This window comes from Domibacillus enclensis, from assembly GCF_900156125.1.
In the GTDB taxonomy this organism is placed as follows: domain Bacteria; phylum Bacillota; class Bacilli; order Bacillales; family Domibacillaceae; genus Domibacillus; species Domibacillus enclensis.
This window is the reverse complement of record NZ_FTLX01000009.1, coordinates 25,104-37,938: the sequence shown is the minus strand read 5'-3', so window position 1 is coordinate 37,938 and position 12,835 is coordinate 25,104. Positions and strand designations below refer to the sequence as shown.

Here is a 12,835-nt window from a genome sequence, read left to right as displayed (position 1 = left end):
TCTATGTTGGCGCAAGCGCGGTTCACCATCATGAAGATCAAAAAAGCAAGCCGAACGCCATCATTCGGCTTGCTCTTCTATTCAAAACCTTCTGTCCCAAGCTCTTTCTTACGCATTACCCGCTATTTTTCCCCGTGTTAAAAAGCTTTCTGCCAAGTCTCGGTACATATATGACTAAAAAGACCGTACGGGCGAGTGTAAAGCCCATAAATGCGAGCCAGAGCCCGTGATTGTGCAGTCCCGGCAGTGCCAAAAATTGAAGGGCCAAAAACACGAGAAGAGCCAAAATCATCGAATTGCGGATCGGCGCTACTTCCCCTGCGCCTGTGAAAACGCCGTAAATGACAAGCCCGGCTCCGGCGAAAAACGGATAAACAAGCATCCACTTATTGTACTGATCGGCCAAAGACGCCACTTCAGGAAGGTTCGTAAACAAGCCGATCACAGGACCGCTGAACAAAAGATACGTCACCGTCAGCAGCAGCGACATGAGGCCGGCCCATTGAAAGGATAAAGAAACGGTTTTTTTGTAAAGTGCTTCGTTTTTGGACCCAACCGCTCGTCCGGTGTAAATACTCGAGGCGTTCGCAAATCCATCGAAAAAATAAGCGAGAATATAGTGAATCTGAATTAAAATTGCATTTGCCGCAAGCGTGTCGGTTCCAAACGCGGCTCCTTTTGCGGTGAAGAGGTTGAATACCGCCAAAAGACAGATGGTCCGGATCATTAAATCCCGGTTGACTGCCATCATTTTCACCATCGGAGCAAGGGCCATCATTTTCTTCAGCAGCTCCCGTTCAAAACGAATGGAGGAAACCTTGCGGATAATCAAAAGCCCGGCCAGGCAGGCTGAGATCTCTGCTGTTACAGTAGCGGCCGCTACGCCGGACACGCCGAACGAAAACACTTTAACGAATAAAAGATCCAGCACAATATTCGTTGCATTCATCCAGACTTGAAGCATAAACACCACTTTAATTTTCGACATGCCCATCAGCCAGCCGATGATAACGTAATTCATTAAAGCAAACGGCGTTCCCCAGATGCGAATGCCGAAATAATCAGAAGCAAGAGCACGGACATCCTGTTCCGGACTCATCATATCAAAAAAGACCCCTTCAATCGGCCATTGAAGAAGAAACAAAAAAAGCCCGACGAATGCAGCCAGCCCGAATGGACGCAAAAAAGCCATCGTCTCTTCAAGCTCATTCCCGGCTCCGTTTGCCTGAGCGGTAAAACCGGATGTACTGACCCGCAGAAACCCGAACAGCCAGTACATCGTATTAAAGATAATTGTGCCGATCGCGACGCCGCCGATATACGCCGGGTCAGGCAGCCACCCCACCACGGCCGTGTCCACCGCGCCCAAAAGCGGTGTTGTGATTGTCGATAAAAGAAGCGGCAGGGCAAGAGCTAAATACATGCGGTGAGTAACCACCATTATTCACTTCCTACTGTTCAAATAAATGCACTAATGTTTTCGTATACGTATGCCGTTCTTCGGCATATAAATCCTTGCTTTCAAACACGTCTTCAATCTGTCCGTTTTTCATCACGAAAATCCGGTCACTGATCGAATACACCGCCGCAAGATCATGCGAGATGAATAAATACGACAGCCCCAGTTCCTGCTGAAGCCTTCTTAAAAGCTGCAAAATATCCGCCTGTACGAGCACATCAAGGCTCGCTGTCGGTTCATCCAGAATAATGAGTGAAGGCTCTGTGCTGATCGCTCTCGCAATAGCGGCTCGCTGCTTTTGCCCGCCACTCAACTCATGGGGATATGCGTATAGGTGTGCAGCATCAAGCCCGACCATGTCCAGCAAGGCCGAAGCCATCCGTTCACGGCTTTCGCAAGCGTGCGCTAAAAAAACCGGCACCTGCCCCTTTTTCTCCTCTAAAGGCTCCAGCAGAGAATCAATCATTTTAAGCTTCGGGTTAAAAGAAGCGGCCGGGTTTTGAAAAACCGTCTGCATTTGTTTTCTTGCTTCCCGCTGCTCTTTCTTGTTCAGCGAATGAAGTGGCTGTCCGTTCAGCCATACCTCGCCTCCATCCACCCCTTCAAGCAGGAGTGTGCATTTGGCAAGCGTGCTTTTGCCGCTGCCGCTTTCTCCAACAAGACCCGCACATTCGCCCCGCTTGATTGATAAGGAGACACCATCAAGCGCTCGATGTCCACAGGAATACTGCTTTGTTAATTGGTTGATTTGAAGGATGTCAGGCACTAAACTCATGTCGCCGCCACATCCTTTTGACGCTCCTGCACAAGCGTCAGACGCGGCTTTTGCAAAGAAGGAATTGCCGCAATAAGCCGTTTTGTGTACGGGTGAGAGGGGTTCTGCATAATCTCTTCTTTTTCTCCCTCTTCGACAATCGTCCCTTCGTACATGACCATGACCCGGTCTGCATACTTTCGAACGTGCCGCAAATCGTGTGTAATAAACAGGACCGTACAGCCTGTTTTTTCCTTTAGTTCCGCCAGCAGCTCGAGGACAGAAGCGGCTGTCACGCTGTCAAGCGCCGTTGTCGGTTCATCTGCAATGACCAGGTCCGGTTTAAACAGGAGAGCAAGCGCAATGGCCACCCGCTGCAGCTGCCCCCCGCTTAATTGAGATGGGTATCTCTTGTAAAAAGCTTCGGGAAGCCCGACAGACGCCAGCGCTTTTTTTGCTTCCTGCACCCGCTCCTTTTTCGATTTGCGTTCGTGTGTTTTCTGGTACTCGTCAAAGTGGCGGCCAATCGTTAAAAATGGATTAAAGGAGCTGCCATAATCCTGAAACACGAAGGAAATGCTTGTGCCGCGCAGCTTTCTCATGGCAGAGCCGGACAGGGAAAGAAAGTTTTGACCGTTGTACACGACTTCGCCTTCTGCTTTTACATTCGGCGGAAGAAGGCGGCCGATGGCAGACGCAGTCATGCTTTTGCCGCTGCCGCTTTGTCCGACCACTGCCAGCCATTCCCCTTTCTCCACACGGAATGTCAAATCCTCGACAATTCGCTTTGAAGCTGAATGAATGGACAAGTTTTCAATTGATAAAATACTCATTTCCTCACGTCCTTTTTCACATCAAATCGGTCTCGAAAAAAATCGCCTGCCACATTTGATATCAGCACCACACAGACAATTGCCAGCCCCGGATACAGCATGAGCGATGGCGTCGACTGAAAGTGCGGACGTGCATCGTTCAGCATGGCGCCCCATTCCGGCACGGGCGGCTGAGCGCCTAATCCAATATACGACAGCGCAGAAATCAGCAAGATGATTTTCCCTAGATCGAGACTGGCTAAGACAAGAACATGTCCGGCCACGTGGGGAAAAAGATGTTTTCTCATGACCTTCCACGTAGAAAGCCCGTTTATTGAAGCGGCCAGCATATAGTCCTTGCGCTTTTCCGTTAAAACGGTGCTGCGGGCAAGCCGGGCATAGCTGACCCACTTCACCAGTACAATCGCCAGCAGAAGGTTTTCCATTCCCGCACCGAGCAGCCCGCTTAACACAATGGCGACAATCGTATCAGGAAACGCCAGGAATGCATCGGCAATTCTCATGAACAGCCGATCAATCACACCGCCCTTTAAACCGGACAAAAGCCCGAACGGCAAGCCGATGGCCACTGCCGCAAGCAGCGCAAGCAGCCCATAGCCGACCGTGTAGCCTGAACCGAGCAGCAAGCGTGTCAAAACATCACGCCCTAAATGATCCGTGCCAAGAGGATGAAGCGCACTTGACGGAAGCAGCCGCTCCTCTAAATTCACAAGGAGCGGATCATGCTGCAGGACGAAAAAAACATATATAAGAACCGATAGGGCTGTAAAAAGAAAAAAAGCCAGCGCGATCCATGCCCAGCGTTTCTTTTTATATTCACCAAAAGCCAGTGCATTCATTGCGCTTCGTTCCTTTCTTTTATCCTCAGTTCCGGGTTAATCAGCCGGTAGGACATATCGACTAAGCTGTTGACGACAAAAACAACAGCCGCCATGACAAGCATGTATCCTTGAATGACTGGATAATCACGCTGTCGAATCGAATCCACCACCATCTTGCCGATACCCGGATAAGCAAAGATCACTTCAATCACGACAACACCGCCAATTAAGCTGCCAAGGCTGACACCGAATACGGTTATAACCGGCGGCAGGCTGTGACGGAGTGCATAATGGAAAAACAGATGAAATTCAGACAGCCCTCTCGCCCGCCCCGCCCGAATAAATTCATGATTCATCGCTTCGAGCAGGCTTGAACGGAGCAGTCTCACGTATACACCGGAAATCGCCAGCCCTAACGTAACAGAAGGAAGAACGGCGGAAAGTAATCCATTTCTCCCCATCGTTGGAAACCAGCCCATCCGTACTGCCAATACATCGATCAGCATCAGCCCGAGCCAAAAGCTCGGAACAGCCGCGCCAATCATAGCGGCTGCCCGGCTCACATGATCAATCCAGCTGTCTTTATACAAAGCCGCCAATGAACCGAGCGGAAGGGAAATTATCAGCATGACAAGCAATGAGCCGAATGTCAGTTCAAGCGTGGCCGGCAGTGCGGAGCCGATCATCGCCATGACCGGCTGTCCTGTCATATGAGAGGTGCCGAAATCCATCCGGACAAAATCCAGCAGCCAGCTCCCGTACTGGACGAGCAGCGGATCATTAAAGCCAAGTTCCTCACGCGCCGCTTCGACCTGTGCCTGTGTGACCGCCACATCATCTACGCGCAATATGGATAAAACCGGATCGCCCGGTGCCAGCCTGATAAACAAAAAGCTGATAAAAGAAATCACCAGCATAAACAGAACGACTTCCGTCAGCCTTTTTCCAATAATCTGAAGCATTACTTCACATCCAGTTTATTTGTCAGCATATAATACTCACTTTTTGTCGTTTCCCAATCCGTGACTTTATCAGAGTTGTAGGCAACGAGCGAGTTTGGATGCACAACAAATGAATGGTACATGTTTTCGTCGATGTAAGCCGCAATCTCTTTTGAAAGGGCCGATCGCTCCTTCTGGCCAACCGTTCCATTTAACGCTTCAATCATGCCAGTAAGCGATGCATCCTCTATGCCGCTAAAGTTCAGCGCACCGTCGGGATGATACGTTGCATTTAAATAATAGCCGGCATCGCCGCGCGGAGCGGTTAAATTGCTGTACATGGACACGTCCCAGTCGCGGTTTGCTGCCATGTAATCTTCCGGTGCTTCCACAAGCTGAATCTCAACCTCAATGCCGATTTTTTTCGCTTCTGACTGGAACACCTGGGAAATGAGCGGCAGCTCCGGACGGCCGTTGTACGTAATCAGCTTAAGCGTAAGCGGGGCTCCATCCTTTTGCATGACGCCACCCTCTTCCGTGTAGCCTGCTTTTTGCAAATGCGCCTTTGCGGCTTCGATTCCCTGCTCTTTGTCCGGGTAGTCCGGTGCAAATGAGAAAGTAGAAGGAAAAGGTCCGTACGCTGGCTGGCCAAGGCCCATCAGCACGTTTTCTACAATAGATTCCCGCTCCAAAAGCGCATCGAGTGCTTTACGCACGTTTACATCAGAAAGCGGACCGGATGCCATATTCATCGTCAGCTGGTGCACACGAAACGTTTCCTCTGAATCAACTGTCACGCCCGGCAGAGACTTGATCATCTCAAGGCTTTCCGCTTCCGGCTTAAAGACAATATCTGCTTCTCCAGACTGCAAAGCTAACGCACGGGCATTCGCATCTTCATTAAATCGGAAAACAGCTCCATCCAGTTTGGCCGCCCCGTCCCAATACCCGTCGTAGCGCTCCAGCTTCACTTCTGCTCCCGGTGTAAAGGCAGACACTTGAAAGGGTCCGGTGCCGACTGGATGATTAACATAATCCGTTTCCGTTACATCAACAATTGATGTGTTCGGATGAACGAGCTCAGATGGGAATTCAGCAAACGGCATGCTCGTTTTCAATTGAAGTGTATACCCATCCGCTTCGATCGATTCAATTTTCAGCGCCGTCTGAACAGCCGGGTTCGCCTCCATCGCCCGTTCAAGCGATGCCTTTACTGCCGCGCCATCCAGCTTATTGCCGTTTTGGAAGGTCACGTCCTCCCGAAGCTGGATTGTCCAGTTTTGGCCGTCAGTGCTTTCCCATCTCTCCGCCAGCCACGGCTCAATTTCAAGCGTTTCATCATTTAAGTGAACGAGCGTTTCCGTAATGCCAGCGCGAATGGGCACATACGTTGATTCTACATTCGGATCAAGCGAATCCGCTGAAAAATTAAACAAAAGCGCCACTTCTTTTGCAGCGGATGCCCCGCTTTCTCCGCCGCTGTTTGAACAGGCAGCCAGCAAAAAAACAGCTGCCGCCAGAATCGCAGCCTTTACATATCTTTTTTTCACGAGTATTTTCCTCCATTGTCTCTTCATTGATGAAATAAATAGTATCATAGCTTTGTATTTGTGTAAATCGGTATTATTACGATTTAAAGAGTAAGTGGCAAAATTATCTAGATAATTGCCCGACAATCCTGTACAGCTAGCTGTTTGGTTCGATATATGTGAACACCGTTCCTGTTTATCGCTGATAATGTGCAGGCTATCGCCGGTATCTTTGATTTATCGCCGATATCAGGCAGGCTAACGCCGGTATCTGGAAATACCGGCGTTAGCCAGCTAGATATCAGCGGTATTTTCAACTTATCGGCGTTAGCTCTTGCTAGTTTACAACTAACTGGATATACCCTGCCCTGCCTCACTATTTTGCTTTTATTTCCCCCAGGCGAATCACTTCTTTAATCAGACCAGCAGAAAAGGTGTACAATTGTTTCTATAACTGGACAACAACTTCAGCTATTGGGAAAGGGCCTGACTATGAAAGCATTAGGGTGGATTATTTTGTTTGGGTGGACGGCTTTCTTTCTTTATTTTTTAAATGCGTACGTTCCTAAAGGTGCTGCTTATCTTTTTATTGGATTCCCAGCGCTGCTGCTTTCCGCATTTGGCATCTTTGCCCTCTTTGACAAAATAGAACAACGATCAGCAAATAAAAAGTAATGCACAAAAGCCGAACGACCGCAAAATAAAGCGGTCGTTCGGCTTTTCTCTTTAAGCACTATACTCTTAGCTTTTCACAAATTGCAGAAGCTCTTCGGTAAATTTCTCGCGCTCATCGTAAAACGAGCCATGGCCGCTTTCTTCAAATGGCACAATACGGGAGTTTGAAATCCCTTTGTTCATCTCCCCGGCAAATTCAAACGGGCAGATCTGATCTTTTTTGCCATGAAAAATGACCGTCGGCACAGAAATCTTGTCCAGGTCGCCGCGCAGGTCTTCGTCTCGAAGCGCCACAGCGGATTTAATCGTGGAGTGGCCGCCTGCCTGCAGGGCAAGTGAGGCAAACCATTGCTGGAACGGCTCGCTATGTTTTTTATTAAAAAACATGCCGCCGAACTCGTCGATCATTGCCGGACGGTCCTTGTACGTATTAGCGATAATGTCGTTTACTTCTTCCTTCGTCAAACCGTATGGATAGTCATCGCGCTGCGTGAAAATAGGTGCCGCTGCGCCGGCAAGAACAAGCTTGGAAATACCGTGTCCATTATGACGGGCCATGTAGCGGATCGCGATCGCGCCACCCATTGAAAAGCCAAGCAGGACGGCATCGGACACACCGAGCTTGTCAATCACGGCTTTTACATCATCAGCCATCGTATCGTAGTCATAGCCATCCCACGGCTTATCTGATTTGCCGTAGCCTCGCATATCAACGCCGATATAGCGGACGCCTTCAGCCGGAAGCAGGTTGCGCTGATATTCAAACATGTCATTATTGGCAGGCCAGCCGTGTAAAAAAACAACCGGTGTTCCTTCGCCAATATCGTGTACAAAAAGCTGAACGTGCTTTTCTGTTTCAATCAACATATCGTAAACCTCTCCTTTTTGACTGCTTTTCTTTTACAGCTGTTCCCGCATGCCCTCGCTCACAAACCTTTTGTTTTCCTGTATACTGTTAAGGGCTTAATCCAAAAAGAAGGTGATGTCATTGATTCGTACAGCTGCTATTACAACAGAACAAACCGTTTTGCGCGATTTGCCGCTTGAAGAGTTGCGCGGTGAGCATATTCTCTGGTACTGGGTAGATCTTGACCAGCCAACAGAAGAAGAAACAGCGATTTTGCATGATTTTTTCGCGTTTCACCCGCTGGCTATTGAGGACTGCCTGCAATTTATTCAGCGCCCGAAGCTTGATTACTATGACAATCATAATTTTATGATCATTCAGTCCGTTAACCGCAAGACGCTTGATCCCGAGGAAATTGATATTTTCTGGGGAAGCAAATTTATCGTCACCTTCCATTACCGGAAATCCGTTGAAGTGGACACCGTCTGGGAACGGCTTTTAGACGCCAAAAAAATAAAAAATTTAAATCCCGTCCAGATTTTGTATCACCTCGTCGATAAAGTGGTCGATCATTTTTTCCCGAGTGTTTACCAGATTGAAGACAGCTTAATTCAACTGGAGGCGGAGGATGCGGATCAATATAAAACGGATGACTTGTTTGATATCCGAAAAGAGCTTTTAAAGCTGCGGCGGATTATTTTTCCAATGAGGGAGCTGCTGTATCGTGTGTTGAATTCCGACCGTATTCAAGTGACGAAAAAAAGCAAAGTGTATTTCAAGGATATTTACGATCACTTATTGATGCTGACCGAAATCGTTGAATCCAACCGTGAGCTGACGAAGGATATGCGGGACAGCTATTTATCCGTCAACTCCAACCGGATGAACAGCATTATGATGACACTGACCGTCATTACGACGATTTTTATGCCGCTCACCTTTATTGCCGGTATTTACGGAATGAACTTCGACCATATGCCGGAGCTGCGCTGGCAATATGGCTATTTTGCGGTTCTTGGCTTGATGGCGGGCATCTCCATTGCGATGTTTGCATTCTTTTGGAAGAAAGGCTGGTTCCGCCAGGACGATTAGCCGTACTTTTTTTGATGGGTTTTTTTCAGCTTCAAGTACTCCTCATCTTCGCGTGCCATTTTCCACTTCTTCTCGAAAATGGACGCGGATTTTGCTTTTTCCTCATCGATTTCCCGCTCGTTCACATTTCCGTCCTTATCGTATTTCCTTCCTCCCTTGTAATTTGTGTAGCGGCGAGCTCTCGTATACCCCATCTGTAAAAACTTCCGGGCCATATCCATGCCGACAAAATCATCGTTTTGTTTATATGTTAAGAACATGTCATAAATTTTTTCAGACGATTCAGCAGCGATCTCCGGTGTTTTAAACCGCCAGTGCGGCAAAATTTCGCTTTTATACGGCTCCACCATTAAGACACCCTGCTCTCCCCGTCCTACTCTGTATTTCTCCGGCTCCTTCCGAAAATCAATCTTGTCGAAATCAAGTGTGTAGTCAAACGGCATTGCATTCCACTCCTTTTTCTTCTTTTTTACCCCTTTACGCAAAGTCAAAACGATGAACGATTATTCATGAAATCCTGCCCATTGGTTCATATTAAGGACTGAAAGCGAGGAGAAAAAAATGAAAAAACGTTACGCAATGGTATTCGCCGTGATGCTGGCTTCAGGCTGCGGAACGGACGAAAGCGAGCAGCCGGTGCTGGATACCGAAACCGATACGATCGAGGAACATGCCCGTGACCTGCCCGCCAAAATCGAAAATGTGCAAAACACGCTTGTTGCCCTGAAGGCAGCTGAAGGCAAAGAAGACCTTCAACAAACCGGAAAAAGCCTGGAGGAGCATTGGGATTTGGCCGAAGCCGAGATCGAGGAGCAGTATCCGGAAGATTATGCTGCTATTGAGGAAAGTCTATACCCATTGATTGCCGAAGCAAAAAAAGACAGCCCTGACGCCGCAAAGCTGGCGCCGCTCATTCAAAAATCAAACGAAAAACTAAATGTGCTGCTCGAAAAGGCATCCGAGCCGAAAAAAAAGGAAAATGAAGTCGAGTTAGACCTTGATCAAGGAAATAGCTGAGAAACCTAAAAAATCCCGCATGAATTCATAAAGAACTCAGGCGGGATGTCATTATTTTTTCTCGGCCGCGTAAACAATCTGATTTTGTTTCCGCGCCTCTTCTGTAATATGAATGACGATTTCACTAATGCTGCGGTATTGCTCGTATACAGCGCGATCATTCGACTGAATCGCTGCCGCAATGACTTCGGCTTCGTACATCATGTCATTTTCCTCTTCCGAAACGGCCAGCTGTTCTTTTTCTCCGGAAAGACGGTCAGTGAATTCGATGCTTGAGATCGGCGCAACGTGATCGAGGACAATCGTGCCGTTTTCCCCGCTGATTTCACCCGGCAAGGAAGAATTGGTGATTTTTGAAAACATGGCCGTGCATGTGTGCGTACCGTAATCCAAAAGAACAGAACCGCTGCCATCGACGCCCGTTGAAAGTTTGACCACCTGAGCGGAGACAGCATCCGGCTTCCCGAACAATGAAACCGCCAGACTGATCGGATACACCCCTAAATCCACAAGGGCTCCACCGGAAAAGGACGGCGAGAAAATATTCGGCTCTTCCCCTGCCAGCACGTTATCGTAACGGGAGGAATACTTCATGTACTGTAAAAACGAATGGCGGATAGGTCCTACTTTTTCGATAGCCGCCTTGAGCCTGTGGTGGTTCGGTGTATACAAATTGCGGAATGCTTCGAATAAAAACACGCCGTATTCATCCGCCCTTTGGAACGCTTCCGTCAGTTCGGCAGACGTTGAGAACATCGGCTTTTCGCAAATAATGTGCTTTTGATGCTCCATTAAGAACATGGCCTGCTCAAAGTGAAGGGAGTTCGGCGATGCGACGTAAACAACCTCAATTGATTTATCGCGGGCTAACTCCTCAAGATCCGTAAAAATGCGCGGTGCGCCCAGCTTCTTTGCTTTGTCAGCTGACCGTGAAAAGGCGCCGGCAAATGTAAGTGCGTCTGTTTTGCCAAGTGCGTCAATAAAACGCTCGGTAATCGAGCTCGTGCCAATCGTTGCAATGTTCATATGTATCCCTCTTTTCTAAAAAATAAGCAGCTTCTGTCTCTTTCATTTTCTCAACAAAGCTTCTGAAGATCAACCAGGGATGAAGCGGTTCCCTTTTTGTTTATACCTATTGATTGTATACTGATAACCATCATGAAGCAGGAGGAAATGAGATGGGACACGTTTGTGCAAAGGAATATAATTGCGAAAAAGAACTAACGCTCGCGGTGATCGGCGGGAAATGGAAGATGCTCATTCTTTGGCATTTAGGCAAAGAAGGCACAAAAAGGTTTAATGAGCTGAAATCACTCATGCCCGGCATTACACAGCGGATGCTTGTCAATCAGCTTCGGGAGCTCGAATCAGACTTTATCGTTCACCGCGAAGTGTATCCAGTTGTGCCGCCAAAGGTGGAATACTCACTGACAGACCAGGGGCGGACGCTGATGCCCATTTTAGAGTCCATGTACAGCTGGGGCAAAAATTACAAGAAATTTATCGAAGAGCATGTAGATGATCCGGCCGTCACAATCGGGCAGGAAAAATAAGAAACAGCTGGTCATCTGTCTTCACGGTATACTTTTTAGCACTATATGTTTTCAAAGTGCGTACTTCTTTTTTATTCAGTATGGCTGTACAATGAGCAGACACTAATCAAAAGGGGAGAATACATTATGAAATTACAATTAGCACTCGATTTAGTCAACATTCCAGAAGGCATTGAGCTTGTAAAAGAAGTACAGGAGCACATTGATGTCGTTGAAATCGGCACACCGGTTGTCATTAATGAAGGTCTTCATGCCGTAAAAGCGATGAAAGACGCATTCCCGAACTTAGCCGTTCTGGCCGATCTTAAAATTATGGATGCAGCCGGTTATGAAGTATCACAAGCAGCAGCGGCAGGCGCTGACATCGTCACCATTCTTGGACAAGCAGAAGATGCATCCATCAAAGGGGCTGTGGAAGAAGCGAAAAAACAAGGCAAGCAAATTCTTGTGGATATGATTGCTGTAAAAGACATAAAAACACGCGCACAAGAGCTTGATGCCCTTGGCGTTGATTACATTTGCGTTCATACTGGCTATGACTTGCAGGCAGAAGGACAAAACTCATTTGAAGATCTGCATACGATTAAAAGTGTTGTGAAAAACGCCAAAACAGCGATCGCAGGCGGCATTAAGCTTGAAACACTTCCTGAAGTGATCAAGGAACAGCCGGATCTTGTCATCGTAGGCGGCGGCATCACAAGCAAGGACGATAAAAAAGCCGCAGCGGCAGAGATGCAGAAATTGATCAAAGAAGCGGTTCACGCATAATGACCACGCAGCTTGAACGCATTTTACAAGAGATTCAAACGACTGTATCCTCTATTCGTGCAGAAGATGCAGAAAAGCTTGTGAACGGCATTCTTGACGCAAAAAAAGTATTTGTCGCCGGCGCAGGACGTTCCGGCTTTATGGCCAAATCGTTTGCGATGCGCATGATGCACGTTGGCCTGGAGCCGTATGTCGTTGGTGAAACTGTCACACCGAATTTGGAAAAGGGCGATTTGTTTATCGTCGGTTCCGGTTCAGGTGAAACGAAAAGCCTTGTCGCCATGGCAGAAAAAGCGAAGTCCATTGGTGCAGCCGTTGCCGCAGTAACGATTGTGCCCGATTCGTCCATCGGCCGGCTGGCAGATATCATCATCGAGATTCCGGCGCAAACGAAAGCCGACACAACCCATTCATCCATTCAGCCAATGGGTTCACTGTTTGAACAAAGTCTTCTCCTTTTTTATGATTCGCTTATTTTGCTCATCATGGAGAAGCGGGGTATGGATGCCGACAATATGTACGGCCGCCATGCCAATTTAGAATAAA

Annotated in this window: 14 protein-coding genes; 5 read left to right on the top strand and 9 right to left on the bottom strand. The window is 47.9% G+C overall.

Going from position 1 to position 12,835, the window contains the following annotated elements:
- Positions 1-115 precede the first annotated feature (115 nt).
- From BW952_RS16110 to BW952_RS16075, 7 genes are all read right to left on the bottom strand, one after another.
- The gene (locus BW952_RS16110) at positions 116-1,441 is read right to left on the bottom strand and encodes an MATE family efflux transporter (RefSeq protein WP_045852068.1); all 1,326 of its coding nucleotides are present in this window, start codon (positions 1,439-1,441) and stop codon (positions 116-118) included.
- Between the two features lie 10 nt (positions 1,442-1,451).
- Complete coding sequence (locus BW952_RS16105) at positions 1,452-2,234, bottom strand: ABC transporter ATP-binding protein (protein ID WP_045852069.1); 783 nt, start codon at positions 2,232-2,234, stop codon at positions 1,452-1,454.
- A complete protein-coding gene (locus tag BW952_RS16100) occupies positions 2,231-3,046 on the bottom strand; it encodes an ABC transporter ATP-binding protein (protein WP_045852070.1) in 816 nt (271 codons plus the stop codon). The genes BW952_RS16105 and BW952_RS16100 overlap by 4 nt, the downstream gene beginning before the upstream one ends.
- Positions 3,043-3,885: a nickel transporter permease gene (gene nikC, locus BW952_RS16095; protein WP_052698525.1), complete on the bottom strand. Its 843-nt coding sequence runs from the start codon at positions 3,883-3,885 to the stop codon at positions 3,043-3,045. Before nikC ends, BW952_RS16100 begins: the two co-directional genes overlap by 4 nt.
- Positions 3,882-4,829 (bottom strand): nickel ABC transporter permease, encoded by a 948-nt coding sequence (gene nikB, locus BW952_RS16090; RefSeq protein ID WP_045852071.1) that lies wholly within the window; start codon positions 4,827-4,829, stop codon positions 3,882-3,884. Before nikB ends, nikC begins: the two co-directional genes overlap by 4 nt.
- Positions 4,829-6,358, bottom strand: coding sequence for a nickel ABC transporter substrate-binding protein (nikA, locus tag BW952_RS16085; protein WP_331428871.1), 1,530 nt, complete (start codon positions 6,356-6,358; stop codon positions 4,829-4,831). Before nikA ends, nikB begins: the two co-directional genes overlap by 1 nt.
- Before the next feature lie 720 nt (positions 6,359-7,078).
- Positions 7,079-7,879: an alpha/beta fold hydrolase gene (locus BW952_RS16075; protein ID WP_045852073.1), complete on the bottom strand. Its 801-nt coding sequence runs from the start codon at positions 7,877-7,879 to the stop codon at positions 7,079-7,081.
- 121 nt (positions 7,880-8,000) lie between these two features.
- On the opposite strand from BW952_RS16075, the gene corA reads away from it, so the two are divergent.
- Positions 8,001-8,951, top strand: coding sequence for a magnesium/cobalt transporter CorA (gene corA / locus BW952_RS16070; protein WP_082084664.1), 951 nt, complete (start codon positions 8,001-8,003; stop codon positions 8,949-8,951).
- On the opposite strand, the gene BW952_RS16065 is transcribed toward corA, so the two are convergent.
- Positions 8,948-9,394 carry a DUF4385 domain-containing protein gene (locus tag BW952_RS16065; protein WP_045852075.1) on the bottom strand — a complete coding sequence of 149 codons (447 nt, stop codon included), beginning with the start codon at positions 9,392-9,394 and terminating at the stop codon, positions 8,948-8,950. The two genes, corA and BW952_RS16065, sit on opposite strands and share 4 nt — an antisense overlap.
- Before the next feature lie 118 nt (positions 9,395-9,512).
- Between BW952_RS16065 and BW952_RS16060 the strand changes: the two genes are divergently transcribed.
- Positions 9,513-9,968: a hypothetical protein gene (locus BW952_RS16060; protein WP_052698526.1), complete on the top strand. Its 456-nt coding sequence runs from the start codon at positions 9,513-9,515 to the stop codon at positions 9,966-9,968.
- Between the two features lie 51 nt (positions 9,969-10,019).
- Here BW952_RS16060 and BW952_RS16055 read toward each other — a convergent pair whose 3' ends face one another.
- Positions 10,020-10,994 carry a Gfo/Idh/MocA family protein gene (locus tag BW952_RS16055; protein WP_045852076.1) on the bottom strand — a complete coding sequence of 325 codons (975 nt, stop codon included), beginning with the start codon at positions 10,992-10,994 and terminating at the stop codon, positions 10,020-10,022.
- Positions 10,995-11,146: 152 nt separating this feature from the next.
- Between BW952_RS16055 and BW952_RS16050 the strand changes: the two genes are divergently transcribed.
- The 3 genes from BW952_RS16050 (at position 11,147) to hxlB (ending at position 12,834) form a co-directional block, all read left to right on the top strand.
- Positions 11,147-11,521 (top strand): winged helix-turn-helix transcriptional regulator, encoded by a 375-nt coding sequence (locus BW952_RS16050; protein ID WP_045852077.1) that lies wholly within the window; start codon positions 11,147-11,149, stop codon positions 11,519-11,521.
- Positions 11,522-11,647: 126 nt separating this feature from the next.
- The gene (gene hxlA / locus BW952_RS16045; RefSeq protein WP_045852078.1) at positions 11,648-12,289 is read left to right on the top strand and encodes a 3-hexulose-6-phosphate synthase; all 642 of its coding nucleotides are present in this window, start codon (positions 11,648-11,650) and stop codon (positions 12,287-12,289) included.
- Positions 12,286-12,834 carry a 6-phospho-3-hexuloisomerase gene (hxlB, locus tag BW952_RS16040; protein WP_175607595.1) on the top strand — a complete coding sequence of 183 codons (549 nt, stop codon included), beginning with the start codon at positions 12,286-12,288 and terminating at the stop codon, positions 12,832-12,834. The genes hxlA and hxlB overlap by 4 nt, the downstream gene beginning before the upstream one ends.
- The last annotated feature ends 1 nt before the right edge of the window (position 12,835 follow it).

What these genes read in the sequence shown, in the direction of transcription:
- BW952_RS16110 (WP_045852068.1), bottom strand. Translation starts at nt 1,441, where the DNA reads ATGGTGGTTACTCACCGCATGTATTTAGCTCTTGCCCTGCCGCTTCTT.
- BW952_RS16105 (WP_045852069.1), bottom strand. Translation starts at nt 2,234, where the DNA reads ATGAGTTTAGTGCCTGACATCCTTCAAATCAACCAATTAACAAAGCAG.
- BW952_RS16100 (WP_045852070.1), bottom strand. Translation starts at nt 3,046, where the DNA reads ATGAGTATTTTATCAATTGAAAACTTGTCCATTCATTCAGCTTCAAAG.
- nikC (WP_052698525.1), bottom strand. Translation starts at nt 3,885, where the DNA reads ATGAATGCACTGGCTTTTGGTGAATATAAAAAGAAACGCTGGGCATGG.
- nikB (WP_045852071.1), bottom strand. Translation starts at nt 4,829, where the DNA reads ATGCTTCAGATTATTGGAAAAAGGCTGACGGAAGTCGTTCTGTTTATG.
- BW952_RS16075 (WP_045852073.1), bottom strand. Translation starts at nt 7,879, where the DNA reads ATGTTGATTGAAACAGAAAAGCACGTTCAGCTTTTTGTACACGATATT.
- BW952_RS16065 (WP_045852075.1), bottom strand. Translation starts at nt 9,394, where the DNA reads ATGCCGTTTGACTACACACTTGATTTCGACAAGATTGATTTTCGGAAG.
- BW952_RS16060 (WP_052698526.1), top strand. Translation starts at nt 9,513, where the DNA reads ATGAAAAAACGTTACGCAATGGTATTCGCCGTGATGCTGGCTTCAGGC.
- BW952_RS16055 (WP_045852076.1), bottom strand. Translation starts at nt 10,994, where the DNA reads ATGAACATTGCAACGATTGGCACGAGCTCGATTACCGAGCGTTTTATT.
- BW952_RS16050 (WP_045852077.1), top strand. Translation starts at nt 11,147, where the DNA reads ATGGGACACGTTTGTGCAAAGGAATATAATTGCGAAAAAGAACTAACG.
- hxlA (WP_045852078.1), top strand. Translation starts at nt 11,648, where the DNA reads ATGAAATTACAATTAGCACTCGATTTAGTCAACATTCCAGAAGGCATT.